The sequence below is a fragment of the Streptomyces sp. NPDC087270 genome, assembly GCF_044744625.1.
Classification (GTDB): domain Bacteria; phylum Actinomycetota; class Actinomycetes; order Streptomycetales; family Streptomycetaceae; genus Actinacidiphila.
This window is the reverse complement of the sequence record NZ_JBIUYR010000006.1, coordinates 383,999-408,636: the sequence shown is the minus strand read 5'-3', so window position 1 is coordinate 408,636 and position 24,638 is coordinate 383,999. Positions and strand designations below refer to the sequence as shown.

The window sequence follows — 24,638 nt, the reverse complement described above, 5'->3', positions numbered from 1 at the left end:
CGGCGGCAGCGGATCGGTGCCACGGGTGCCGGGCGTGCCCTTCGGCGCGCCGCCGCCGCTGCGCCCGGCCGGCGGGAGCCGGTCCGGGCCGGGGGTACGCGGGGACGCGCCGTCGGCCGGGCGGCGGCCGGACGGGGGCGGACGGTCCTCGCCGCCGTGGGCGGTGAAGCGGTCTCGCGGCATGCGTCCCCTCCTCGGTGCGCGGGTACGGCCGGCCGCCGTCCCGAGCCGGGACCGCGGGTCAGCGGCCGTGGTCGGCCGGGCCGGCCTCCTCCGGTCCGCCGCCACGGGCGGCGAGGGCGCGTACCGCCTCGGCGAACACGTCACCGCGCTGGTTGTAGTTGGTGAACATGTCCATCGACGCGCAGGCCGGGGCGAGCAGGACCGTGTCGCCCGGCTGGGCGAGGTCGCGGGCCGTGCCGACGGCGGCGGACATCGCCCCAGTGTCGGTCCGTTCCAGCTCCACCACGGGTACCTGCGGGGCGTGTCGCGCGAGCGCTTCGCGGATCACCGCCCGGTCGGCGCCGAACAGGACCGCCGCCCGCAGCCGGGACGCGGCCGCCGCGGCCAGCTCGTCGAACTCCGCGCCCTTGGCGAGGCCCCCCGCCAGCCACACCACCGACGGGTACGACGTCAGCGACGCCTCGGCGGCGTGCGTGTTGGTGGCCTTGGAGTCGTCGACGTAGGTGACGCCGTCGACGACGGCGACCTCGGCGATGCGGTGGGCGTCGGGCCGGAAGGCCCGCAGCCCTTCGCGGACGGCGTCCGGCCGGACCCCGTAGGCGCGGGCGAGCGCGGCTGCGGCCAGCGCGTTGGCGATGTTGTGCGGCGCGGGCGGGCGGACGTCCGCGACCTCGGCGAGTTCCTGCGCCTGGTGCTGCCGGTCCTCGACGAACGCGCGGTCCACCAGGATGCCGTCGACCACGCCGAACTGGGAGGGCGTGGGCGCCTGGAGGGTGAAGCCGATCGCCCGGCAGCCCTCCTCGACGTCGGCCTCGCGGACCAGCCGCTCGGTCTCCGGGTCGGCCGCGTTGTACACGCAGGCGACCTGGTTGCCCGTGTAGATCCGGCCCTTGTCCGCGGCGTACGCGGCCATCGAGCCGTGCCAGTCGAGGTGGTCGGGCGCGAGGTTGAGCACGGCCGCGGAGTGCGGGCGGATGCTCGGCGCCCAGTGGAGCTGGTAGCTGGACAGTTCGACGGCGAGGACGTCGTAAGGACCGCCCTCCTGGTCGCCGAGGATGACGTCGAAGAGCGAGACGCCGATGTTGCCGACGGCCGCGGTGCGCAGGCCCGCCGCGGTGAGGATCGCGGCGAGCATGCGGGTGGCGGTGGTCTTGCCGTTGGTGCCGGTGATGGCCAGCCACGGTGCCGCGCCGGGTCCGCGGAGCCGCCAGGCGAGTTCGACGTCGCCCCACACCTGCACGCCCGCGGCCCCGGCCGCCGCGAACAGCGGGCTGGACGGCTTCCAGCCGGGGCTGGTGACGACCAGTTCGGTGCCGTCGGGGAGGGTGTCGGCGTCGCCGAGGCGTACGGCGATGCCGAGTGCCTCCAGTTCGGCCGCTTCGGCGTGCTGCTTGTCGCCGGCCGGGCCGTTGACCACGGTGACGCGGGCGCCGAGGTGGTGCAGCGCCTTCGCCGCGGGCACCCCGGAGACGCCGAGCCCGGCGACGGTGACCCGGGCATCCTTGAAGTCGGCCGGGTCGTCGAACCGGGCCGGGCCGTCCTCGGACCGGGCCGGGCTCTGCCCGGACCCGGCCGGGCCGCCGGCACCGGGCTGAGTGCCCGTCACGACGCCGCCACCCAGGCCGCGTAGAACAGGCCGAGGCCGACCGCCATGCACATGCCCTGGATGATCCAGAACCGGACCACGATCAGGACCTCGCTCCAGCCCTTGAGTTCGAAGTGGTGCTGGAGTGGCGCCATGCGGAAGACCCGCTTGCCGGTGAGGCGGAAGGAGCCGACCTGGATGACCACGGACATGGTGATCAGGACGAACAGGCCGCCCAGGATGGCCATCAGCAACTCGGTGCGGGAGCAGATCGCCAGACCGGCCAGCGCCCCGCCGAGGGCGAGCGAGCCGGTGTCGCCCATGAAGATCTTCGCCGGCGAGGTGTTCCACCACAGGAAGCCGAAGCAGGCGCCCATCAGCGCGGCGGCCACCACGGCCAGGTCGAGCGGGTCGCGCACCTCGTAGCAGGCACCGTTGGCGCTGACCGGGGCGCCGCACCACTCGCCGTGCTGCCACACGCCGATGACGGTGTAGGCGGCGAAGACCATCACGGACGCGCCGGTGGCCAGGCCGTCGAGGCCGTCGGTGAGGTTCACGCCGTTGGACATCGCCAGGATCATGAACAGCGCCCAGATCACGAAGATGACCGGGCCGATCGACCAGCCGAAGTCCGAGGTGAAGGAGAGCTTCGTGGACGCCGGGGTCTGGCCGCGCGAGTCGTGGAAGTTCAGCGCGAGCACCGCGAAGCCGATGCCGACGATGAGCTGGCCGGCCATCTTCGCCTTGGCCCGCAGGCCCAGGCTGCGCTGCTTGACGATCTTGATGTAGTCGTCGAGGAAGCCGACCAGGCCCATGCCGACGGTCAGGAACAGCACCAGCACACCGGAGACGGTGGGCTTGTCACCGGTGGCCAGCTTGGTGACCACATACGCGATCACCGTGGCCAGGATGAACGCGATACCGCCCATGGTGGGCGTGCCGCGCTTGCTGTGGTGGGTCTTCGGGCCGTCGTCCCGGATCATCTGCCCGTAGCCCTTGCGGGCCAGCAGGCGGATCAGCAGGGGGGTGCCGAACAGCGACAGGAACAGTCCCAGGACGCCGGAGACGAGGATCTGCTTCATCGGGTGGCACCCTCGCGGGCCGCTCCCGGGCCGTCGGCGCCGCCGCCGGCCTCGATCAGCGCGAGGGCGACGGACTCAAGTCCGACCGACCTCGATGCCTTGACCAGCACGACATCTCCCGGCCGCGCCCCTGCGCGCACCAGGTCGACCGCCGCCTCCGCGTCGGACACGTGCACCGACTCCTCACCCCACGAACCCTCGTTGTAGGCGCCCATTTGCAGCCATGCGGCTTCCGTGCCGCCGACGGCCACGAGCTTGCTGACGTTGAGTCGGACGGCCAGCCGCCCCACCGCGTCGTGCTCCGCGAGCGACTGCTCACCGAGTTCGGCCATCTTGCCCAGCACCGCCCACGTACGGCCCCCCCGAGCCTGTGCGGAGCTGCCCATCGCCGCGAGTGTCCGCAGGGCTGCCCTCATGGATTCCGGGTTCGCGTTGTAGGCGTCATTGATGACCGTCACGCCGTCGGGCAGCTCGGTGACCTCCATCCGCCAGCGCGAGAGCGTGCCGGCCGCGGAGAGCGCGGTGGCGATCTCCTCGACAGGCATGCCGAGTTCACGGGCGACGGCGGCCGCGGCGAGCGCGTTCGACACGTGATGCTCACCGTACAGGCGCAAGGTCACTTCGGCGCACCCGGAGGGTGTGCGCAGCGTGAAGTGGGGGCGGCCGTCGGCGCCCAGCGTCACGTTCTCGGCGCGTACGTCCGCTTCGGGGGCTTCGCCGAAGGTCACCACTTTCGCCTTGGTTCGGGTGCGCATGGCACTCACCAGCGGATCGTCGGCGTTGAGCACGGCGATGCCGCCCTCGGCCTCGGCCGGCAGCGCCTCCACGAGTTCGCCCTTGGCCTGCGCGATCTGCTCGCGGCCGCCGAACTCGCCGATGTGCGCGCTGCCCACGTTGAGCACCAGGCCGATCCGGGGCGGGGTGAGCCCGGTCAGGTAGGCGATGTGGCCGATGCCGCGGGCGCCCATCTCCAGCACCAGGTGCCGGGTGCCCTCGTCGGCGCTGAGCGCGGTCAGCGGCAGCCCGATCTCGTTGTTGAAGGAGCCGGGTGTCCACACCGTCGGTGCCAGGCGCTCCAGGAGCTGCGCGAGCAGGTCCTTGGTGCTGGTCTTGCCGGCCGAGCCGGTGAGCGCCACCACGGTCGCGCCCAACTGCTCGATGACGTGCCGGGCGAGCGCGCCGAGCGCGGCCTGGACGTCGTCCACCACGATGGCGGGCACGCCGACCGGTCGGGACGCGAGCACCGCCACCGCCCCGTCGGCGACCGCCCCGGCGGCGAAGTCGTGGCCGTCCGAGCGCTCTCCGGCGAACGCGACGAACAGGGCGCCGGGGACCACCTCGCGGGAGTCCTTGACCACCGGACCCGTGACGCGTACCGCACTGTCCGGTATGTCGTGCGTGCTCCCGCCGACCGCACGTGCGACCTCGGCGAGGGTGAGAGGGATCACTGTTCTTGTCGGTCCTTATCGATCGCGGCGCGCAGCACCTCTCGGTCGTCGAAGGGGCGCACCTCTCCGGCGATGTCCTGGCCCTGCTCATGTCCCTTGCCGGCCACCAGCACGATGTCGCCGGGCCGCGCGAGCGCGACGGCGGCGGCCACCGCGGCGGCCCGGTCGGGTTCGACGATGACGTGTCCGCGCTGTGCGGCCGGCACTTGCGCCGCGCCGGCGAGCATCGCGCTGAGGATCTGCAGCGGGTCCTCCGAGCGGGGGTTGTCGGACGTGAGCACGGCGGTGTCGGCGAGCCGGGCGACGGCCGCGCCCATGGGAGCGCGCTTGGTGGCGTCCCGGTCGCCGCCGCAGCCGAGCACGGCGTGGATACGGCCGTCGGTGGTGGTGCGCAGCGCGCGCAGCACCGACTCGACGGCGTCGGTCTTGTGGGCGTAGTCCACGACCGCGAGGTAGGGCTGTCCGGCGTCGACCCGCTCCAGCCGGCCCGGGACGCCGGGGACGGCGGCGATGCCGTCGGCGGCGGTCTGCGGGTCGAGGCCGGCGGCGGCCAGGGCGGCCAGCGCGGCGAGGGTGTTGGCGACGTTGAACGGGCCGGGCAGCGGCGCCACCGCCTGCACCCGCTCGCCCTTGGGGCCGATCGCGGTGAAGCGGCTGTCCATCAGGCCGGCCCGGACGTCCTCGGCCCGCCAGTCGGCGTCGAGGCTGCCCTGCGCGGAGAACGTCACCAGCGGCACGCCGGCCTCCGCGACGAGCCGGCGGCCGTACTCGTCGTCGAGGTTGACCACGCCCAGGCGGCTGCGCTGCGGGGTGAACAGCCGCGCCTTGGCCTGGAAGTAGTCCTCCATGCCGGAGTGGAACTCCATGTGCTCCGGGCTGAGGTTGGTGAAGACCGCGACGTCGAAGACGGTGCCGTCGACCCGGCCGAGGATCAGGGCGTGGCTGGAGACCTCCATGACCGCCGCGTCCACGCCGCGTTCGCGCATCACCGCGAAGAGCGCCTGGAGGTCGGTGGCCTCGGGGGTGGTGCGCTCGCTCTTGATCCGCTCGTCGCCGATCCGGGTCTCGACGGTGCCGATCAGACCGGTGCGGCCGGCCGCGTGGCCGGCCCGCAGGCCCCCCTCGGCGAGGTAGGAGGTGGTGGTCTTACCGGAGGTCCCGGTGATGCCGATCCGCAGCATGCCCTCGCCGGGGCGGCCGTAGACGACGGCGGCGAGCTCGCCCATCTCGGCGCGCGGGTCGGCCGCGGTGAGCACCGGCAGCCCGGTCGCTGCCGCGCGTTCGGTGCCGTCGGGATCGGTCAGTACGGCCACCGCGCCGGCCTGGGCGGCCTGCGCGGCGAAGTCGGCGCCGTGCACGTGGGCGCCGGGCAGGGCCGCGTACAGGTCGCCGGGGCGGACCGCGCGGGAGTCGTGGGTGATGCCGGTGACCTGCGGGCCGTCGTCCGCCGGCGCGGCCGCGGAGGGGCCGAGGCGGCGGGCGAGGTCGGCCAGCGGTGTGGGGCGCACGTGCGCCGGGCGCGGTGCACCCGGCTGTCTGAGGGTGGGTTGATCAGCTGTGGGCACGGCGGCGAGGTTACCCGGCGAGCCGGGGTCCGGGCCAAAACGACCGCTGTCGTGCCTGGTGGTGCCGCCGGGCGCGGGAGGCGCGGGCGGGGTGGATCGGCGGCCGATGGTGATCACCCGACTTTCTTGTCGTTGGTGGCCGGGTCGGACGGGTTCCAGGTGACCGGCAGCTTCGGGGCGGGGGCGCCGGACGGCGGCACGCCCAGGGACTTGAGCGCGAACTGCATGACCTGCTTGAAGACCGGGCCGCAGATGTCGCCGCCGAAGTAGCTGCCCTTCGTGGGGTTCTGGATCACGCAGGAGATCGTCACGCGCGGTTTGTCGGCCGGTGCGAAGCCGAGGAAGGAGGAGGTGTAGCCCTTGTAGCGGCCGGTCAGCGGGTCCACCCGGTTGGCCGTACCGGTCTTGCCGGCGACCCGGTAGCCGTCGATCCGGGCGTTGATGCCGGTGCCCTGCTCGCTGCCGACCACCGACTCCAGCATCTGCGAGACGGTCCTGGCGGTCTGCGCGGACACCACCCGGGTCTTCTTCGGGGCGGCGGCGGGCACGAACCGGCCGTCGGGGCCGGTGGTGCCGCGGATCAGGCTGGGCTCGACCCGTACCCCGCCGTTGGCGATCGTGGAGTAGACCGAGGTGGCCTGGAGCGCGTTGACCGACAGGCCCTGGCCGAACGGGATGGTGTACTGCTGCGAGGCGTTCCACTTCTGGGGCTTGGCGAGGATGCCGGGGGTCTCGCCGGGGAAGCCGATGCCGGTGGGCTGGCCGATGCCGAACTTCCGCAGGTAGTCGTAGAGCACCTGGTTGGCCTGCGGCTGGGTCTTGCCGAGCTGGCCGCTGGCCTCGATGGTGCCGATGTTGCTGGACTTGGCGAGCACCCCGTTGAGGGTGAGGTACCAGGTGCCGTGGTCGACGTCGTCGTGGAAGATCCGGTCGGCGCGCGGCAGGGTGCCGGGCACGGTGACGCGGGTGGTGGGGGTGGCCGCGCCGGTGTCGATGATCGCGGACATCGACATCAGCTTGCTGACGCTGCCGGGCTCGTAGGCGTCCTGCATCGCCGCGTTGCCGAGCGACGCGGGGTCGGCGTGCGTCAGGTCGTTGGGGTTGAAGCCGGGGGCGTCGGCCATCGCGAGCACCTGGCCGGTGCGGGGGTCCTGCACGATGACGTAGCCGCGGTCCGCCTTGGACTTCTGCACCTGCTTGGTGATGGCGCTCTGGGCGGCCCACTGGATGTCGCGGTCGAGGGTGAGCTGCACGTCGGTGCCGGGCACGGCGGGCTGCTCCTGGCTGCCGGCGGTGGGCACCTGGCGGCCGTCGGACTGCGCGTAGCGGATCTTGCCGTTCTTCCCGGCGAGTTCCTTGTCGAGCATGGACTCCAGGCCGCCCGCGCCCTGCCCCTGGCTGTTGACGAAGCCGACGACGCCCGCGGCCAGGTCGCCGGCCGGGTAGACCCGCTTGGAGTGCGGTACGTGGAAGATCCCGGCGAGCACGTTGGCGTTCGGGCCCTTGGCGGCGAGGGTGGACTTCAGGTCCTGGATCTGGTTCCACGCCTGCGGGGACTGCTGCTGGGCGATGATCTGGTAGCGGGAGTTCGGGGTGGCGAGCTGCTGGGCGATCTTCGTGGCGTCGCCGCCGACGATCGGCGCGAGCAGTTGCGCGGCCTGCTGCGGCGCGTCGTTCACCTTCGCCTGCGCGGGCGTGAACAGGTACGGGTCCGCGGTGATGTCGTAGGCGTCCACGGTGGTCGCCAGGTCCACGCCGGAGCGGTCGGTGATGGTGCCGCGGTCGGCGGTGACCTCGTGGGTGACCCAGCGGTTGACGGCCGCCTTGGCGGCGTACGCGGACGCGTCGACCGCCTGCACCTGGAGCAGCCGCACCACGAACACCGACATCACCAGCGTCAGCACGACTCCGACCAGCCGCAGCCGCGGGCGGACGGCGCCGAGGCGGACCGCCCGGGGGCCGCCCGGCTGCGGGGGCCGCAGGCGGGGCGAACGGCCGGCGGGGCGCGGCGGGCGGGCGCGACGGGGGCCGGGGGCGCCCGAGCCGCCGGAGCCGCCCGCACCGCCGGGACGCGGTACGCGCGGGGCGCGGGGCCGGCCGCCGTCCGCGGGGTCGGCGTCGGGGCGGGGCGCGGTGGGGCGGGCGGTGCGGCGGGCCTGCGGGCGCGGCGCCGAGCCGTCCCGGCCCCCGCCGTACCGGGCGTCGCGTGCCGCGCCGGCGTCCCTGCCCCCCTCCCGGCTCGCACCGCCGGCGCCGCCGGAGGAGGACGGCCGCCGGGGGCCGTCGCCGCGCGGGCGGTCTGCGTCGTCGCGAGGGGTCACGCGCTCACCTGCCGGGGGTCGGGGTCGTCGTGGAGGTCGAGGACGTAGTGGACGTCGTCGAGGTCGGGCCGCTGGTGGAAGTGGTCGACGAGGAGGTGGTCGACCGCGTGGTGCGCGACGAGGTGCCGTTCACCGGCGCGGTGCCCGTCGGGGTGCCGGCCTCGCCCGGGTCCGCCGTCCCCGCCGGGTTCGCGGCCGTCCCCACCGGATTCGTGCCGGACGAGGTGGACCCGGTGGCCGGGTTGGCCGGCGTCGTCGTGGGCGGCTGCGCGGTCGTCGTCGGCGGGGGCGCGGGCGGGGCGGTCGCGGGCGAAGGCGAGCCCTGCACCTTGCCGTTCGGGTCGAGGAAGGCCGGGTCGCCGCCGGGCACCATGCCCAGCTCGCGGGCCCGCTGCTCCAGCGAGTCCGGCGCCGAGTAGCCGTCGACCTCCTGCTGGAGCTGCTGCTGCTGGTCGGTGTAGTGGGTCGTCTGGTCCTGGAGCTTGTCGAGCTTGAACGAGTCCCGGTTCAGGGCCGCGTTGAGCATCAGCAGCGAGATGAGTCCCCCGGCGAGCAGCGTCACGACCAGAACGACGAACGGGGTGCGCCGCGCGGTTGCGGACCGCCCGGCGCCCAGCCGCGCGCCCAGGGCGCTGCCGCGCACCGCGTCACGTACGGTGCCGCGGCCCGTGCGTCGCCCGTCGCGTCCCGCGCCGCCGCTCATCGCACGTCCTCCCGGATGCGCTCCGCACCGCGCAGCCGGGCCGGCGCGGCCCGGCGGTTCTCGGCGATCTCGTCCTCGCCCGGCAGTTCGGCGCCGCGGGTGAGCAGCTTCAGCCGGGGCTGGTACTGCTCGGGCACCACCGGCAGGCCCGGCGGCGCGGAGTGCGCGGCACCGGCCGCGAAGACCTGCTTGACCAGCCGGTCCTCCAGCGAGTGGTACGACAGCACGGCGATCCGGCCGCCCACCGCCAGCGCGGCCACCGCCGCGGGAACGGCCCGCTCCAGCACCGACAGCTCGCCGTTGACCTCGATCCGCAGCGCCTGGAAGGTGCGCTTCGCCGGGTTTCCGCCGGTCCGCTTGGCGGCCTGCGGCAGCGCCTGCCGGATCACGTCGACCAGCCGCGCGCTGCCGCTGAACGGCTCCCGCTCGCGCTCGCGCACCACCGCGTCCACGATCTTGCGGGCGAACTTCTCCTCGCCGTACGCCCGCAGGATGCGCACCAGCTCACCGGGCGGATAGGTGTTCAGCACCTCCGCGGCGCTGATCCCGGTGGACTGGTCCATCCGCATGTCCAGCGGCGCGTCCTGGGAGTAGGCGAAGCCGCGGTCGGCCTCGTCCAGCTGCATCGAGGACACCCCGAGGTCGAAGAGCACGCCCTGCACCCGCGGCACCCGCAGCCGCTCCAGCACGTCGGGCAGTTCGTCGTATACCGCGTGCACGAGAGTGGCGCGCTCCCCGAACGGCGCCAGCCGCTCCCCGGCGAGCTTCAGCGCGGCCGGGTCGCGGTCCACCGCGATCAACCGGCAGGCGGGGAAGGTGGTCAGCAGCGCCTCGCTGTGCCCGCCGAGCCCCAGCGTGGCGTCGACCACGACGGCGCCGGGCAGCGCGAGCGCGGGGGCCAGCAGGTCGAGGCAGCGCCGCAGCATCACCGGGATGTGCCGCGGGGACGGGGACGGGTTGCTCATGTGGCCCTTATCGAACGGTAGGGACGGCGTCGCACGGTCGGGAACGGCGTCGAACGGTGGGGACGGTCGTACGGGGTCGTACGGGTCGGGTCGGCGGTCCGGCGGTCCGGCGAAGGAACGTCGCCTGCCAGACAAGCACGACGGACACGCTACGGCCGGCAGCGGCTCGGTGGACGCGGAACCTGGTCCCCGCCCGCTCGGGAGAAACGTTCCCCTGGCACCGGGGAAGTGGTGCCAGCGGAGCCGGGGAGCGGGAGGAGGCCGGGCCGCGCGTCCGCACCGGGGTGGGACGAAGTGGTGCGCGCCCCTCGTCGGGGCGGGGCCGCGCTCACAGTAATCCGGTCGGAACCTCCTGTGACAGGGCCGAAAAGGTGTCTTCCTGGTCTGCCAGATACCGCTCCCACGCCTCCGCCGACCAGATCTCCACCCGGGTGTTCGCGCCGATCACCGCGCACTCCCGGACCAGGCCCGCGTAGTCCCGCAGCGGCTGCGGGACCGTCACCCGGCCCTGCTTGTCCGGCACTTCGTCATGCGCACCGGCGAACAGCACCCGCAGGTAGTCACGGGCGGCCTTGGAGGTGAGCGGCGCGGTGGACAGCTGCTCGGTGGCGGCCCGGAAGCCCTCCACCGGCCATACGTACAGGCAGCGCTCCTGCCCGCGGGTGATCACCAGTCCGTCGGCGAGCTGCTCGCGGAACCGGGACGGCAGCACCAGCCGGTTCTTGTCGTCCAGCCGCGGGGTGTACGTCCCGAGGAATCCCAGGAACACGGCACACCTCCCGCAGACGGCACCACTTCGCGCCACTTTACTCCACCATGCCCCACCGTCAACGGCGGCCGCGCCCGGGCGCGCCCCTCCGTACGCCTCGTGCGCCCCTCCGTACGCCCGGGCACACTCCCCGGCACGCGGCCCTGCGGGGGCGGGCGCGCCGATGCGGTCCCGGCAGGCTCGGATACCGTCATAGACATGTCGATACATGCCAGCGCCCCCGCGAATCCCCCCGCCCCCGAAGACCAGGGCGCCGACGCTTCCGTGACCGACCGGCTGGTCACCGCCAACCAGCGCTACGCCGAACAGTTCACCGACCCCGGCATGGGCGCCGCCCCCGTCCTGAGGGTGGCGGTCGTCGCCTGCATGGACGCCCGCCTCGACCTCCACAAGGCGCTCGGCCTGGAGTTGGGCGACTGCCACACCATCCGCAACGCCGGCGGTGTGGTCACCGACGACACCATCCGGTCCCTTGCCATCAGCCAGCGCGCGCTGGGTACACGCTCCGTCGTACTCATCCACCACACCAACTGCGGCATGCAGACCATCACCGAGGACTTCCGCACCGATCTGGAACACGAGGTCGGCCAGCGGCCCACCTGGGCGGTCGAGGCGTTCACCGACATCGACCAGGACGTGCGGCAGTCCATGGCCCGGGTGCGGACCTCCCCGTTCCTGGCCCACACCGGCGACGTGCGCGGCTTCGTCTTCGACGTGCACACCGGCCTGCTGCGGGAAATCACGAACAAGTAACGGCAGGCGAGTGACGCGGCCCTCCCCGTAAGGGAAGAATGCACCGTGCGGCACGTCTCGCCTCCGGCGGGCGTTGCGCAATCGGGGAGGGCCGCGGTCCAGGGACGACCGAGACCCTGGGGCCCCAATGGAACAGGCCGAGGAGTACCGGGTGACGACCTTTGACGCTCGAGCGGAACTGAGCGATCTGACCACGACCGCGGAGCGGGTGCGCCGGAGCGTGGAGAACGTGATCGAGGGCAAGCCCGAGGTCGTACGCATCGCACTGACCGTTCTGCTGGCGGAGGGGCATCTGCTGATCGAGGACGTGCCGGGCGTGGGCAAGACCATGCTGTCCAAGGCCCTGGCGCGGTCGATCGACTGCTCCGTACGGCGTATCCAGTTCACTCCCGACCTGCTGCCGTCGGACATCACCGGCGTGAGCGTCTTCGACCAGCAGCAGCGGGACTTCGAGTTCAAACCCGGGGCGATCTTCGCGCAGATCGTGGTCGGCGACGAGATCAACCGCGCCTCGCCGAAGACGCAGTCGGCGCTGCTGGAGTCGATGGAGGAGCGCCAGGTCACCGTCGACGGCACCACCTACGAACTGCCCAGCCCCTTCATGGTGATCGCCACCCAGAACCCGGTGGAGATGGAGGGCACCTATCCGCTGCCGGAGGCGCAGCGGGACCGTTTCACCGCCCGGGTGTCGATCGGCTACCCGAGCCCGGAGGCGGAGCTGAAGATGCTCGACGTGCACGGCGGGGTCTCCCCGCTGGACGACCTCCAACCGGTCGCGCACGCGCACGACATCGTGAAGCTGATCGAGGCGGTCCGGCAGGTGCACGTCGCCGACCCGATCCGCCGCTACGCGGTCGCCCTCGTCGGCGCCACCCGCAGCCACCCCGACCTCCGGCTGGGCGCCTCCCCGCGCGCCACGCTGCACCTGGTGCGGGCCGCCCGCGCCTCCGCGGCCCTGGACGGCCGTGAGTACGTCCTGCCGGACGACGTGCAGGCGCTGGCGTCCTCGGTCCTCGCGCACCGGCTGCTGCCGACCGCGCAGGCACAGCTCAACCGGCGTACGCCGGAGCAGGTGGTGACCGAGATCGTGCAGCGGGTGCCGGTGCCCGATCCGGCGGCCGGCAACGGCGCCGGGGCCTGGCCGCAGCGGCCGGGCGGGCGACCCCAGGGCACGCCGGACGCGCGGGGCCTGTGATGGGTTCGCCCGCCACCCCGCCTCCCCCGCCGGGCTCCCGCCCACCGGGGCGGGCACCGTCCGCGGGCCCGTACGGCGACGGCCCCTACGGCGTCGGGCCCTACGGTGACGGCCCGTACGGCGACAGTCCCTACGGCTCCGGGCACCGGTCTCCGGGACGGCACCCCACCGGACGGCACGGTGCCGGACAGCATGGCGCCGGACCGGACAGCGCCGGGCCGTACGGCGGGTCCCAGGCGACCGGGCCCTACGCGGCCCCCCGGCCCCCGGGCGTCCCGCCGGTCGGGCCCTCGTCCGACGACGAGCGGCCGACCGGCGGTTTCCGCCGGGCGCTGGGCGGACTGACCACCCGCGGCCGGTCGTTCGTCGCCGCCGGGGTCGCCGCCGCCGCCTGTTCGTACGTCCTGGGCCAGTCCGACCTGCTGCGGGTCGGGCTGCTGCTGGCCGCGCTGCCGCTGGTGTGCGTGGCCGTGCTCTACCGCACCCGCTACCGGGTGGCCGGCAGCCGGCGGCTGGCGCCCTCCCGGGTGCCGGCGATGTCCGAGGCGCGGGTGCACCTGCGGGTGGACAACGTCTCGCGGATGCCCACCGGCCTGCTGATGCTCCAGGACCGGGTGCCCTACGTCCTCGGGCCGCGGCCCCGGTTCGTGCTGGACCGGGTGGAGCCCGGCGGCCACCGCGAGGTGTCCTACCGGGTCCGCTCCGACCTGCGCGGCCGCTACCCGCTGGGCCCGCTGCAACTGCGGCTGACCGACCCGTTCGGGATGGTCGAACTGACCCGCTCGTTCAGCGCGTTCGACACCCTCACCGTGGTGCCCAAGGTCGAGCCGCTGCCGCCGGTGCGGCTGGCCGGCGAGTCCTCCGGATACGGCGAGAGCCGCACCCGCGCGCTGTCGCTGGCCGGCGACGACGACGTCATCCCGCGCGGCTACCGGCACGGCGACGACCTGCGCCGGGTGCACTGGCGGTCCACCGCGAAGTACGGCGAGCTGATGGTGCGCCGCGAGGAGCAGCCGAACCGGGCGCGCTGCACCGTGCTGCTCGACACCCGCAGGGACGCCTACTTCGGCGCCGGCCCCGACTCCGCCTTCGAGTGGGCGGTGTCCGGCGCCGCGTCGGTGACCACCCACATGCTGGAGCGCGGCTTCGCGGTGCGGCTGCTCACCGACACCGGCAGCAGCGTGCCGGGCCCCGAGGGCACCTCCGGCTACGGCGGCGACTCCAGCGACATGGCCGGGCTGCTGCTGGACACCCTCGCGGTGGTCGACCACTCCGACGGCGACACCCTGGCGGCCGCGTACGACGTGCTGCGGTCGGCCAACGAGGGCCTGCTGGTGGGGTTCTTCGGCGACCTCTACCAGGAGCAGGCGGCCACCATCGCGCGGATGCGGCAACGGGCCGGCGGCGCCGTGGCGTTCGTGCTGGACAGCGACGACTGGCTGGCCCGCGAGCTGGGCGCCCGGCCCGGCCCGGAACTGTCCGCGGTGCAGCCCGGCGTCGACGGCGCGGAGCCGGACAGCACCGAACGCGCGGTGCGGATGCTGCGCGAGGCGGGATGGAACGTGGTGGAGGTGCAGCCGGGCGCCGCGTTGCCGGAACTGTGGCAGCAGGCGGACCGTTACCGGTCACGCGAGGAGACGCAAGCGGCGCAGGCGCACCAGGCGCCGCGCGGAGCGGGGGCGGCGGGATGAGCGGACGCGCACGGCTCACGGTGTGCGCGGTGGTGGCCTCCTTGCTGGCCGCCGCCGCGTTGCTGCCGCTGACCGACGACAGCGGGTGGTTCGCCAAGGCGATCCTGCTGGTCCTCTTCCAGTCCGCGGTGGGCGCGGCGTGCCGGCGGATACCGCTGGCCAGGCCGCTGACGGTGCTGGTCCAGGCGGTGCTGTCGCTGGTCGTGCTGACGGTGATGTTCTCCTCCCAGCAGGCCCTGGGCGGCGTGCTGCCGGGCCCGCAGGCCCTCCAGCAGCTGGGCCAGGTGGTCCAGCAGGGCATCACCGACGTCTCGAACTACTCGATCCCCGCGCCGGTGACCCCCGGCATCAGAATCCTGCTGATCGGCGGCGTGACCCTCGTCGCGCTCGCCGTCGACGCGATGGCGGTCACCTACAACAGCGCGGCCCCGGCCGGGTTGCCACTGCTCGCGCTGTACTCCGTCGCCGCCGGCCTGGACAGCGGCAGCGCCGCCTGGCTGTACTTCCTGCTGGCCGCGGCCGGCTACCTCCTGCTGCTGCTCGCCGAGGGCCGGGACCGGATGTCCCGCTGGGGCCGGGTGTTCAGCAGCCCGCCGCCGCGCAACGCCTGGGGCGGCGGCCAGGCCGGCCAGGCCAGGCCCACACCGGTGCGCGGCGCCCGCCGGATCGGGGCGATGGCGCTGGGTATCGCGCTGATCGCGCCCGCCGCGCTGCCCTCGCTCGGCGGCGGCCTGCTGGACGCCTCCGGCCACGGCGGCGGCAGCGGCATCGGCGGCCGAGGCGGCGGCTCGGTCAACCTGATCGCCGCCCTCCAGGACAACCTGAACCAGCCGAGCAACAGCGAGGTGCTCACCTACACCACCAACGCCAAACCCGCCGCGGGCATGTACCTGCGGATCGCGGCGCTGGACAAGTTCGACGGCACGCAGTGGTCGCCGTCGAACCTGCCGACCGAGGCCCTCCCGGACGCGCTGCCGCGCCCCCAGGGCATGGCGGCGGACGTGAAGTACACCACCGCCACCACCCAGGTGCGGGTCGACGACAGCTACGTGCAGGGCATGCTGCCGGTGCCGTTCCCCGCGACGAGCGTGCGGACCACGGGCGACTGGAAGTACCAGCCCGAGGGCCGGATGATCGTCGGCGCGCACGGCCAGACCGCGGCCGGCCAGCGCTACACCGTCGCCAGCATGCAGGTCGAGCCGACCGCCGCCCAGCTCGCCGCGGCCCCCGAGGCCACCGGGCGGATCGCCAAGGAGTACGAGCAGGTGCCCGGCTCGCTGCCGTCGATCGTCAAGCAGACCGCGCTGCGCGAGACCAGGGGCGCCACCAGCGACTACCAGAAGGCCGTCGACCTCCAGAACTACTTCACCTCCGGCCAGTTCGTGTACAACACGCAGGCCAAGGCGGGCACCGGGGTCGACGCGATCGCCCGGTTCCTTCAGACGAAGGAGGGCTTCTGCGTCCACTTCGCCTTCACCATGGCGGCGATGGCCCGCACCCTGCACATCCCGGCCCGGGTCGCGATCGGCTTCACCCCCGGCGCGCCCGAGGCCAACGCCGACGGGGTGATGTCGGTGGGGCTGAAGGACGCGCACGCCTGGCCCGAGCTGTACTTCGAGGGGATCGGCTGGACCCGCTTCGAGCCGACGCCGTACCGCGGCAGCGCGCCCGACTACACCGTGGCCCCCTCCCCCACCGGTGACCCCAACCAGCAGGACCTCGCGCCGCACACCTCGGCGCCCGCCACGACCGGCACGCCCGCTCCGACGCAGAGCTGCGACCAGGGCGACGCGACATCGGGCAGTGACTGCTCGCAGGCCGCGCTGCCCGCGAGCAGCGGCTCCGGCGGCGGCTTCGGCGGCGGCCGGGCGGCGCTGGTCGTACTGGCCGCGCTGATCGTGCTGCTGCTGCTCACCGCCCCGCTGACGTGGCGCTCGCGGGTCCGCAGACACCGGCTCGGCGGCGGGGACCGGCCCGAGGGGCTCGCGCTGTCCGCGTGGCGGGAGGTCGTCGACACCGGGTGGGACTACGGCATCCCGCCGGACGACTCGGAAACCCCCCGCCGGGCCATGGCCCGGCTGGTGCGGGACGGCCACCTGGAGGGTGAGTCGGCGCAGTCCGCCGCCAAGCTCGCCACGGCCGTGGAGCAGACCCTCTACGCCGCGCAGCCCCGGCCGGTCCCCGGGCTCTCGGAGGACGTCCAGCGTGTCCGCCGGGGCCTGAAGGCCGGGACGAACCGGCGCGGGCGGCTGCGGGCGGCTCTGCTGCCGCGTTCGGCGGCCCGGATCGGATGGGCGCTGTCCGCCCGCTGGACGGCGCTCGCCTCGCGCACCCGGGCCACCGGGCAGCGGCTCACGGCGCCGCTGCGCAGGAGGGCGGCCCGGGAGGTGTCGTAGGGGCGCACGCCGGAGCCGATCCGAGACGTGAGAAAGGGCGCGGCCCCCACCGGGGGGCGCGCCCTTCTTACGTTGTGCGTGCGGTCGTGCGTGGTGCGCCATACGCCATGCGGTCGTGCGTGGTGCGGTCCTGCGTGGTGCGGCTTACGGTCCTACGTCTTACGTCTGCGTCTTACGGTCCTGGGTCCTGCGGTCGTGAGCGGTGCGACCGAGGTGCGGCTGGGCTGCCGGGCCGCCGGGCCGCCGGCCGTTGCCGGCCGCTACTGGCCCTGCTGCTGGTCGCGGCGGCGCTGCCACCGCTCCTCGATGCGGTCCATGACCTTGCCGCGGCGCTGCTGGCGACGGCGGGCCCCGAAACGGCGACCGATGTGCCCGGGGACCGCGGTGGGCCCGGGAGGTCCGGGCGGCCCGGCCTCGGGCGGACGGTTGGCGCGACGCCAACCGGTGACCGCGAGCACGGCACACGCCAGCATCACCAGGAAGCCGACCACACCGATCCAGGACTGTTGCGCGATCATGCCGCCCATGAGCAGCCCGATCCCGCACAGGAAACCGAGCACGGCCAGGTAGACCCGACGACGGGTGAACGCGCGCACTCCGTTTCCCTCAAGCGCCGACGCGAACTTGGGATCTTCGGCGTACAGCGCTCGCTCCATTTGCTCGAGCATGCGCTGCTCGTGCTCCGAGAGCGGCACGGAGACCTCCTACTCGTCGGTCGCGCGGGGCCGCGACCGGTCCGACCCTTTCAGGATAGGCGGGATTCCCCTCCGTGAAACCCACCCCACTGCGCCAATCCGACGGGGCACTTCTTCCCCGCCGAGCGTCACGTCATGCCAGCATACGGTGAGGAATGACGCCGCGGGCGGGCCTGTGACCGACTCCGCGGCCCGGTCCGGTGCGCGCTGCCCCCGGTCGGGCCGGGGCCGCGGCCGGGCTCCGCCCGGGAGTACCCCCGCGGGGCGGGTCAGTCGCGCTCGGCGAGGACGTGGAGCTGGGTGGCGACGGAGTGGAACCCGGGCTCCTCGGCCGCCGCCAGCTCCAGCCGCAGCAGCGCCTCCGCGGCGCCGGGCTCGGTGTCGACCAGCACCCCGGGCACGAGGTCGGCGAAGACCCGTACACCGTGCACGGAAGCCGTGCGCAGGCCCGCGTCGGTGACCAGGCGGGTCAGGTCGTCGGCGGTGAAGCGGCGGGGCAGGGAGTCTGCCGCGCCGTATCGGCCGTCCGGGTCAAGGAGCGCCTGCTGGGCCTCGCCGAAGTGCCCGGCGAGCGCACGGGCCAGCACGGCGCCGCCGCGCCCGGCGGCGAGCAGACTCAGTGAGCCGGCCGGGCGGAGGGCCTCCACCACGTTCCGCACGCCTTCGGCGGGGTCGTCGACGTACTCCAGCACTCCGTGGCAGAGCACCATGTCGTATCCGCCGGGGCGGATCACGCCGAGCAGGCCGTGGACGTCGCCCTGGACGCCGGTGACCTGGTCGGTGACGCCGGCCTCGGCCGCCCGCCGCTCCAGGGCGAACAGCGCGTCCGGGCTCGGGTCGACGACGGTGACGCGGTGGCCGAGCCGGGCCACGGGCACCGCGAAGTTGCCGGTGCCGCCGCCGGTGTCGAGGACGTCGAGCGCCGGCCGGTCCGAGGACTTGGCGCGCCGCTCCAGGGCGCCCTGGAGCACCTCCCACACCACGGCGGTACGAAGGCTGGCACGGGGTCGGATCGGGTCCACCCCTCCTGGACGGGACCCTGCACGGGACATGGCGGGCGGCTCTCCTCGCGGTGGTGCTGGCTGCGTGACCGACGGCGTCGGCCGTCGCACCCCCAACTCTAAGGTGTGCCGCCGGGCGCGGGCCGGAGCAGAAGCATGCGTTCCACTAGGCGCAGGAACATGGCGGCGGAGCGCAGCAGGTCGTCGGCGTCGCGCGGGCCGGCGGCGCCGGCTATGCCCGCGTCGGCCCGCGCCCGGCGCTCGGCGCCGGCCGCGAACAGGGCGCTCCACTCGGCCAGTTCGGGCGCGACCTCGGGCAGCACCTCCCACACGCTGCGGATGCGGCCGCGCTTGCGGGGGTTGGGCTCGGGGCGGCCGCGCACCGCGAGCACGGCGGCGGCGGTGCGCAGCGCGGCCAGGTGGGCCGTCGCGTACCGCTCGTGCGGGGGTTCGAGGAGGGCTGCCTCCTGAAGTCCGATGTGTGCCTGGGTGAGCAGGTCGAGCGCGCCGGGGGACGCGGCGGCGCGGCGCAGCACGGGGTGGATGTCGGCGGGAGCGCCTGGACCGGCCGGGGCGCCGAAGCCCCCGGGTGTCGCGGACAGCGCGGGCACGGGCGGGGTCGGCGGCACGAACGGCATCGCGGGAACGGCCATGGCGAACCTCCTGGTCTCCGTTGCTTCCTCATCGGCTTCCCATCATCGACGCCACCACTGACAATCGGCTCTGACCTGCGCGAACCCCACGTGCTACGCGCGTATCCCGGGCCATGCCGCCGTGATGCGGTGGAAACACGGCCGTCACGGTGCGGGCAGAATCAGGGCCATGACCACCGCACGACGCCAGGCCACCCGGCAGAAGCTGTTCGAGGCCGCCGTCACCCTCATCGCCGAGCAGGGCTTCTCCGCCACCACGGTCGACGAGATCGCCGAGCGCGCCGGGGTCGCCAAGGGGACCGTCTACTACAACTTCGCCAGCAAGAACGTGCTGTTCGAGGAGCTGCTGCGGCACGGCGTCGGGTTGCTGACGGTGTCGCTGCGGCGGGCCGCGGACGAGACGGCGGCGCGCGGCGGCAGCCGGGTCGACGCGCTGGACGCGATGATCCGTTCGGGGCTCGCCTTCATCGCCCGCTACCCGTCCTTCACGCAGCTGTACGTCGCGGAGCTGTGGCGGACCAACCGCACCTGGCAGGACACGCTCATGACCGTCCGGCAGGAAGCGGTCGCCGTGGTCGAGAAGGTGCTGGGGGAGGCGATGGAACGCGGCGAGGTGAGTGGCGAGATCGATGTGCCGCTGACCGCGTCCGCGCTCTTCGGGATGGTGCTGGTCGCTGCGCTCGACTGGCAGGCGTTCCAGCCCGAGCGCAGCCTCGACGACGTCCACGAGGCGCTGTCGCGGTTGCTCCAGGGGCGGGTGGGCGGCGCCGCGGCCCACCGCTGTGCTCGGTGATCCGCGGGCCATCCCCCGTTGCGGTCGGTGCCCGCGTGCTCGTTTCCGCCGCCCCGTGTCGGCGGGTCCGGGCCGCGCCCCTTCCGCACCCCCTACTCTTCCGGCTGCGCCGGGCCTCGCCATCCGTACAGCTACTCATCCCATTACCTAGGTAGGCCCCTCCGTCCTGCCCCTTTCCCCCGTCCCGGGACCATACGTCCCCCTATGGCTTGTCGCGCCGTTCCCCGCGCCCCTGGTTGCGCTCGGCTCCTCCGTGAAAAGAAGCTCGCTTCCTTCGGGGTGCCCGGGTGTGCTTGCTTCTCTCGGGCTTTGGCCGGGCCGGACTGCCGTCCAGGCTGCTGCTGCGGATGTTTGCCGGACCTTCTGCGGCTTGACGGCTGGTCGCGCAGTTCCCCGCGCCCCTTCGTTGTGGCTGTTCGCCGCGGAGACAGTGCTGCTCAACCACGTCACCCCACTCCGTACGAAGGTCGGCTTACCCAGGGGCGCGGGGAACTGCGCGACCAGCAGGCCACCCGGGGCAGGGCCGGCGGAGCCGCGCGCAGGAAGAGCCGCAGACACCCAGGGGCGCGGGGAACTGCGCGACCAGCCACTCACCGGGGGAAGATCCGGCACCCCCCTGCAAGGGGCAGGCGCGGCGGAGCCGCACCGCGGAGTACCCGCACATACCCAGGGGCGCGGGGAACGGCGCGACCAGCCCCCATCCACCGCAAGGTCCGGGCAGCGGGGGGAGGGGGCAACCCGGGCGGATCGCTGAACCCACGGCGTGGATACGCTCGGCGCATGGGACGGATTGCGGTGGTGGGCGCCGGGATGGCCGGGATGGCGGCGGCGGCGCGGCTCGCGACGGGCGGGCACGACGTGGTGGTGTACGAACGTGGGGAGACGTACGGCGGAGGCGTGGGCGCGTTCGTGCGGGACGGCTTCGCGTTCGACACCGGCCCGGGCCTGCTCCAGCTCCCCGCGGTCTACCGCGACCTGTTCGTGAAAACCGGCCGGGAGAGCCTGGAGGACAGCGTCGAGCTGGTGCAGACCGACCCGGCCGGCCGCCACGTCTTCGCGGACGGCACCGACGTGTCGCTGCCGAACGCCTCCCGCTCGGGGGTGATCGAGGCGCTGGACGGCGCGTTCGGCCCGGGCAGCGGCGAGCGCTGGAGCGAGGTGCTGGTGAGGGCGCGGCAGGTGTGGGAGGGCGTCCGCAGGCCGCTGCTGGAGGAGCCGCTCGGGGACCCGAAGCCGCTGTCCAGGGACCCGTACCCGGCCCGGCGCAAGGGCCTGCTGCGGCGCCCGCCGCACCTGGCCGACGTGGCCGCGGACGAGCTCGGCGGTGATCCGCGCCCGGCCGCGCTGCTGGAGTGGTACGCCCTCGGCAACGGGCTCGACCCGCGTACGGCGCCCGCGGCGGCGGCCGTACTGCCGTACCTGGAGCAGTCGTTCGGCGTCTGGTACGTCCGCGGCGGGATGCGGGCGCTCGCGGACGCGCTGTACGCCCGCTGCCGGGCCCGGAAGGTGGAGTTCCGGTTCGGCGCCGAGGTGAGGGGCGTGGAGGTGCACGACGGACGGGTGCGCGGGCTCCGGTTCACCGACCACTCGACCGGGGCCGCCGACATGGTGGCCGCGTCCGTGCCGTTGCCCTGCCTCCCGCAGGAGACCCTCCCGTCGGGCGGGAAGGACCTGCGGCCGCTCGCCGGGGCGCGCGACGAGCCCGGGCGCTGCACGGTGCACGTGGCGTTGCGCGGCTCGCGCCCGGCCGGTGCGGCGCACCGTACGGTCGTGCACGCCGCGGACCGGGGGGCCGCGCTGGACTGGGTGTTCGGGCGCGGGCGGGCCGAGGTGCCGGCGCCGGGGGCGCTGACGGTCACCGTGCTGCGACCGGACGACCCGGCGACGCGGCCGGACGACGGGCACGAGGCGGTCACCGTGACGGCCACGGTGCCGCGGCACGCCGCCGGGCGGACCAACTCCGGTTCCCACTCGGGCTCCACCTCCGGCTCCGGGGTGGACTGGTCCGGCGGGGACTTCGTGGACGCGTTCGCCGAGCGGATGCTGGAGGTGGCGGAGCGGGCCGTTCCCGGGCTGCGGGAGCGGGAGTTGTGGCGCGAGGTCCGCACCCCGCGGGACGTGGAGCGGGAGACGGGGGCGGCGGGCGGTTCGGTGCCGGTTCCCTCGCTCCCCGGGGCCGGCGGCGCCCTCTTCCGCCCGCCCAACCGGACGCCTTTCAACGGGCTCTACTTCCTGGGGGGTTGGGCCCACCCGGGCGGCGGGCTCCCGCACGCGGGCATGTCCGCGGCGATCGTCGCCGACCTCGTGGCCGGCGGCCCGGGCGGCAGCCGCTGACCTCCGCTCCGCCGCCGGGCACGCGCCCGGTGCGCCCCACCTTCCACCGCGAGCCCGGGAACAAGATCGTTAACCCCCGCGGCAGCGAATTCAACCCATCGGGCGGAAAAGGGCGTTACCGGCTCACGGCGCCGGGTGGGGCCGACCTAGCGTGAGGGGCTGTACAGGTGATCAGTTGAGCGGAAGGTCTTAACGGAGATGCCGCAGCCCTTCGAACTGCCCAAGTTCTACGTGCCGTACCCGGCGCGGCTGAACCCGCACCTCGAACGCGCCCGGGAGCACTCGAAGGAGTGGGCCCGGGAGATGACGATGATCGAGGGCTCGGGCATCTGGGCCGAATCGGACTTCGACTCGCACGACTACGCCCTGCTGTGCGCGTACACCCACCCGGACGCCTCGGGGCCGGAGTTGGACCTGGTGACCGACTGGTACGTGTGGGTGTTCTTCTTCGACGACCACTTCCTCGACATCTTCAAGCGCACCCCGGACATGGCGGGCGCGAAGGCGTATCTGGACCGGCTGCCGGCGTTCATGCCGGTGGACCTCGCGCAGGAGGTCCCCGAGCCGACGAACCAGGTGGAGGCGGGCCTGGCCGACCTGTGGCGGCGGACGGTGCCGCAGATGTCGGAGGGGTACCGGCGGCGGTTCCACGAGAGCACCCGGCACCTGCTGGAGGAGTCGCTCTGGGAGCTGTCCAACATCAGCACCGGCCGGGTGTCCAACCCGATCGAGTACATCGAGATGCGCCGCAAGGTCGGCGGCGCGCCGTGGTCGGCGAACCTGATCGAGCACGCGGCGGGCGCCGAGGTGCCCGACGCGATCGCGGCGAGCCGCCCGATGCGGGTGCTGCGCGACTGCTTCGCGGACAGCGTGCACCTGCGCAACGACCTGTTCTCGTACCAGCGCGAGATCGAGGACGAGGGCGAACTGTCCAACGCCGTACTGGTGCTGGAACGGTTCCTCGACCAGACCCCGCAGGAGGCCGCCGACACAGTGAACGACCTGCTGACCTCGCGGCTCCAGCAGTTCGAGCACACCGCGTTCACCGAAGTGGAGCCGCTCTTCGACGAGTTCGGGCTGGACCCGGCGCAGCGGCTGGGCGTCTTCGCCTACGTGAAGGGGCTACAGGACTGGCAGTCCGGCGGCCACGAGTGGCACATGCGCTCCAGCCGCTACATGAACGGCGCGAGCGACGAGGCGCGGGCGGTGGGCGTGCTCGGCGGGCCGACCGGGATCGGCACGTCGGCCGCGCAGATCGCCGGCTCGCTGGCCGCGACGCTGCCGCAGCGGGCCCGCGCCTACGGCCACGCGCCGTTCCAGCAGGTCGGCTGGGTGCGGCGGGCGCCGGTCCCGATGCCGTTCGAGACGACGCTCAGCCCGCACCTGGACGCCTCCCGCGCGCACAACCTGGCGTGGGGGCGGCGGATGGGCCTGCTGGACGCCGAGCCGGGCTTCCCGGTGCCGGGCGGGCTGTGGAACGAGGAGAAGCTCGCCGGGTACGACTTCGCGCTGTGCGCCGCGGGCATCCATCCGGCCGCCTCCCAGGACGAGTTGGACCTCACCACGGACTGGCTGACCTGGGGCACCTACGGCGACGACTACTACCCGATCGTCTTCGGCCGGGCCGGCGACATGGCGGCGGCCCGGATCACCACCGAGCGTTTCAAGCTGTTCATGCCGCTGGACGCGGGCGCGGTGCCGCCGCCGCTGACGGCGCTGGAACGCTCGCTGGCGGACCTGTGGCAGCGCACCGCGGGCCCGATGGCGCCGCCGGCGCGGCAGCGGTTCCGCGCCGCGATCGAGGACATGTGCGAGAGCTGGCTGTGGGAGCTGGCCAACCAGAAGCTCAACCGGGTGCCCGACCCGGTGGACTACATCGAGATGCGCCGCAAGACGTTCGGCTCGGACCTGACGATGAGCCTGTCCCGGATCGGCCACGGCGACGCGCTGCCCGACGAGATCTACCGCTCCCGGCCGGTGCGCGGCATGGAGGTCGCCGCCCAGGACTTCGCCTGCCTGCTCAACGACGTGTTCTCCTACCGCAAGGAGATCGAGTTCGAGGGCGAGATCCACAACGCGGTGCTGGTGGTGCAGAACTTCCTGGACTGCGGGCCGCAGGAGGCGATGGACATCGTCGGGGACCTGATGGCCGCCCGGATGTCGGAGTTCCAGCACATCACCGAGACCCAACTTCCCACGCTCTTCGAGGAGTTCGACCTCGACGAGACGGCACGCGGGGTACTGCTCGACTACGCCCAGGAGTTGCGGGACTGGATGGCGGGCATCGTCACCTGGCACGAGGGCTGCGCCCGGTACACCGAGGAGACGCTGCTCAAGCACTACCCGCACCTCGCGGCCACGGTGCCCCGGCCCGGGCAGCAACCCTGGCGCACCCCGGCGGGCCTGGGCCTGTCCGCGGCCCGGCTGCCGTCCCTGCTCAACGGTCGCTAGCCGAAGGCCGGTTGGCTGGCCCGGCGGTTGAGGGTCGACCGTCGGCTGTCGGCGG

18 protein-coding genes are annotated in these 24,638 nt (G+C 73.8%); 7 read left to right on the top strand and 11 right to left on the bottom strand.

Annotated features, from left to right (window positions below):
• Positions 1-241: 241 nt before the first annotated feature.
• The 8 genes from murD to mraZ all read right to left on the bottom strand — a co-directional run bounded on the left by murD (position 242) and on the right by mraZ (position 10,621).
• The gene (murD, locus tag ACIPAE_RS15305; RefSeq protein WP_329374379.1) at positions 242-1,645 is read right to left on the bottom strand and encodes a UDP-N-acetylmuramoyl-L-alanine--D-glutamate ligase; all 1,404 of its coding nucleotides are present in this window, start codon (positions 1,643-1,645) and stop codon (positions 242-244) included.
• Positions 1,646-1,785: 140 nt separating this feature from the next.
• Positions 1,786-2,850 (bottom strand): phospho-N-acetylmuramoyl-pentapeptide-transferase, encoded by a 1,065-nt coding sequence (mraY, locus tag ACIPAE_RS15300; RefSeq protein WP_328462969.1) that lies wholly within the window; start codon positions 2,848-2,850, stop codon positions 1,786-1,788.
• On the bottom strand, positions 2,847-4,298 hold the full coding sequence (gene murF, locus ACIPAE_RS15295; protein ID WP_329370431.1) for a UDP-N-acetylmuramoyl-tripeptide--D-alanyl-D-alanine ligase: 1,452 nt from the start codon (positions 4,296-4,298) through the stop codon (positions 2,847-2,849). The genes mraY and murF overlap by 4 nt, the downstream gene beginning before the upstream one ends.
• The gene (locus tag ACIPAE_RS15290) at positions 4,295-5,980 is read right to left on the bottom strand and encodes a UDP-N-acetylmuramoyl-L-alanyl-D-glutamate--2,6-diaminopimelate ligase (protein WP_329370429.1); all 1,686 of its coding nucleotides are present in this window, start codon (positions 5,978-5,980) and stop codon (positions 4,295-4,297) included. Before ACIPAE_RS15290 ends, murF begins: the two co-directional genes overlap by 4 nt.
• Positions 5,977-8,184, bottom strand: coding sequence for a peptidoglycan D,D-transpeptidase FtsI family protein (locus tag ACIPAE_RS15285; protein WP_402445423.1), 2,208 nt, complete (start codon positions 8,182-8,184; stop codon positions 5,977-5,979). The genes ACIPAE_RS15290 and ACIPAE_RS15285 overlap by 4 nt, the downstream gene beginning before the upstream one ends.
• A gap of 4 nt (positions 8,185-8,188) precedes the next feature.
• Positions 8,189-8,887: a hypothetical protein gene (locus ACIPAE_RS15280; RefSeq protein WP_402445421.1), complete on the bottom strand. Its 699-nt coding sequence runs from the start codon at positions 8,885-8,887 to the stop codon at positions 8,189-8,191.
• Positions 8,884-9,852, bottom strand: a complete 969-nt coding sequence (gene rsmH / locus ACIPAE_RS15275; protein WP_329370425.1) for a 16S rRNA (cytosine(1402)-N(4))-methyltransferase RsmH — start codon at positions 9,850-9,852, stop codon at positions 8,884-8,886. The genes ACIPAE_RS15280 and rsmH overlap by 4 nt, the downstream gene beginning before the upstream one ends.
• 328 nt (positions 9,853-10,180) lie before the next feature.
• Complete coding sequence (gene mraZ / locus ACIPAE_RS15270; protein WP_329370424.1) at positions 10,181-10,621, bottom strand: division/cell wall cluster transcriptional repressor MraZ; 441 nt, start codon at positions 10,619-10,621, stop codon at positions 10,181-10,183.
• Between the two features lie 198 nt (positions 10,622-10,819).
• Between mraZ and ACIPAE_RS15265 the strand changes: the two genes are divergently transcribed.
• From ACIPAE_RS15265 to ACIPAE_RS15250, 4 genes are all read left to right on the top strand, one after another.
• On the top strand, positions 10,820-11,374 hold the full coding sequence (locus tag ACIPAE_RS15265; RefSeq protein ID WP_329370422.1) for a carbonic anhydrase: 555 nt from the start codon (positions 10,820-10,822) through the stop codon (positions 11,372-11,374).
• A 151-nt stretch (positions 11,375-11,525) separates the two neighbouring features.
• A complete protein-coding gene (locus ACIPAE_RS15260) occupies positions 11,526-12,569 on the top strand; it encodes a MoxR family ATPase (RefSeq protein WP_328462983.1) in 1,044 nt (347 codons plus the stop codon).
• On the top strand, positions 12,569-14,260 hold the full coding sequence (locus ACIPAE_RS15255; protein WP_402445418.1) for a DUF58 domain-containing protein: 1,692 nt from the start codon (positions 12,569-12,571) through the stop codon (positions 14,258-14,260). The genes ACIPAE_RS15260 and ACIPAE_RS15255 overlap by 1 nt, the downstream gene beginning before the upstream one ends.
• Positions 14,257-16,656: a DUF3488 and DUF4129 domain-containing transglutaminase family protein gene (locus tag ACIPAE_RS15250; protein ID WP_402445416.1), complete on the top strand. Its 2,400-nt coding sequence runs from the start codon at positions 14,257-14,259 to the stop codon at positions 16,654-16,656. Before ACIPAE_RS15255 ends, ACIPAE_RS15250 begins: the two co-directional genes overlap by 4 nt.
• A 260-nt stretch (positions 16,657-16,916) precedes the next feature.
• On the opposite strand, the gene ACIPAE_RS15245 is transcribed toward ACIPAE_RS15250, so the two are convergent.
• The 3 genes from ACIPAE_RS15245 to ACIPAE_RS15235 form a co-directional block, all read right to left on the bottom strand.
• On the bottom strand, positions 16,917-17,351 hold the full coding sequence (locus ACIPAE_RS15245; RefSeq protein WP_328462988.1) for a DUF3040 domain-containing protein: 435 nt from the start codon (positions 17,349-17,351) through the stop codon (positions 16,917-16,919).
• A 269-nt stretch (positions 17,352-17,620) separates the two neighbouring features.
• Positions 17,621-18,403, bottom strand: coding sequence for a methyltransferase (locus ACIPAE_RS15240; RefSeq protein ID WP_402445414.1), 783 nt, complete (start codon positions 18,401-18,403; stop codon positions 17,621-17,623).
• Between the two features lie 68 nt (positions 18,404-18,471).
• Positions 18,472-19,005: an SAV_6107 family HEPN domain-containing protein gene (locus ACIPAE_RS15235; protein ID WP_402445412.1), complete on the bottom strand. Its 534-nt coding sequence runs from the start codon at positions 19,003-19,005 to the stop codon at positions 18,472-18,474.
• Between the two features lie 169 nt (positions 19,006-19,174).
• Between ACIPAE_RS15235 and ACIPAE_RS15230 the strand changes: the two genes are divergently transcribed.
• The 3 genes from ACIPAE_RS15230 to ACIPAE_RS15220 all read left to right on the top strand — a co-directional run bounded on the left by ACIPAE_RS15230 (position 19,175) and on the right by ACIPAE_RS15220 (position 24,583).
• The gene (locus ACIPAE_RS15230; RefSeq protein ID WP_329370414.1) at positions 19,175-19,798 is read left to right on the top strand and encodes a helix-turn-helix domain-containing protein; all 624 of its coding nucleotides are present in this window, start codon (positions 19,175-19,177) and stop codon (positions 19,796-19,798) included.
• 780 nt (positions 19,799-20,578) lie between these two features.
• Positions 20,579-22,132, top strand: a complete 1,554-nt coding sequence (locus ACIPAE_RS15225; protein WP_402445409.1) for a phytoene desaturase family protein — start codon at positions 20,579-20,581, stop codon at positions 22,130-22,132.
• A 198-nt stretch (positions 22,133-22,330) separates the two neighbouring features.
• On the top strand, positions 22,331-24,583 hold the full coding sequence (locus ACIPAE_RS15220) for a germacradienol/geosmin synthase (protein WP_402445407.1): 2,253 nt from the start codon (positions 22,331-22,333) through the stop codon (positions 24,581-24,583).
• The last annotated feature ends 55 nt before the right edge of the window (positions 24,584-24,638 follow it).

Coding starts and splice junctions, on each gene's coding strand:
- mraY (WP_328462969.1), bottom strand. CDS start 2,850: ATGAAGCAGATCCTCGTCTCCGGCGTCCTGGGACTGTTCCTGTCGCTG.
- ACIPAE_RS15280 (WP_402445421.1), bottom strand. CDS start 8,887: ATGAGCGGCGGCGCGGGACGCGACGGGCGACGCACGGGCCGCGGCACC.
- rsmH (WP_329370425.1), bottom strand. CDS start 9,852: ATGAGCAACCCGTCCCCGTCCCCGCGGCACATCCCGGTGATGCTGCGG.
- ACIPAE_RS15265 (WP_329370422.1), top strand. CDS start 10,820: ATGTCGATACATGCCAGCGCCCCCGCGAATCCCCCCGCCCCCGAAGAC.
- ACIPAE_RS15255 (WP_402445418.1), top strand. CDS start 12,569: ATGGGTTCGCCCGCCACCCCGCCTCCCCCGCCGGGCTCCCGCCCACCG.
- ACIPAE_RS15250 (WP_402445416.1), top strand. CDS start 14,257: ATGAGCGGACGCGCACGGCTCACGGTGTGCGCGGTGGTGGCCTCCTTG.
- ACIPAE_RS15240 (WP_402445414.1), bottom strand. CDS start 18,403: ATGTCCCGTGCAGGGTCCCGTCCAGGAGGGGTGGACCCGATCCGACCC.
- ACIPAE_RS15235 (WP_402445412.1), bottom strand. CDS start 19,005: ATGGCCGTTCCCGCGATGCCGTTCGTGCCGCCGACCCCGCCCGTGCCC.
- ACIPAE_RS15230 (WP_329370414.1), top strand. CDS start 19,175: ATGACCACCGCACGACGCCAGGCCACCCGGCAGAAGCTGTTCGAGGCC.
- ACIPAE_RS15225 (WP_402445409.1), top strand. CDS start 20,579: ATGGGACGGATTGCGGTGGTGGGCGCCGGGATGGCCGGGATGGCGGCG.
- ACIPAE_RS15220 (WP_402445407.1), top strand. CDS start 22,331: ATGCCGCAGCCCTTCGAACTGCCCAAGTTCTACGTGCCGTACCCGGCG.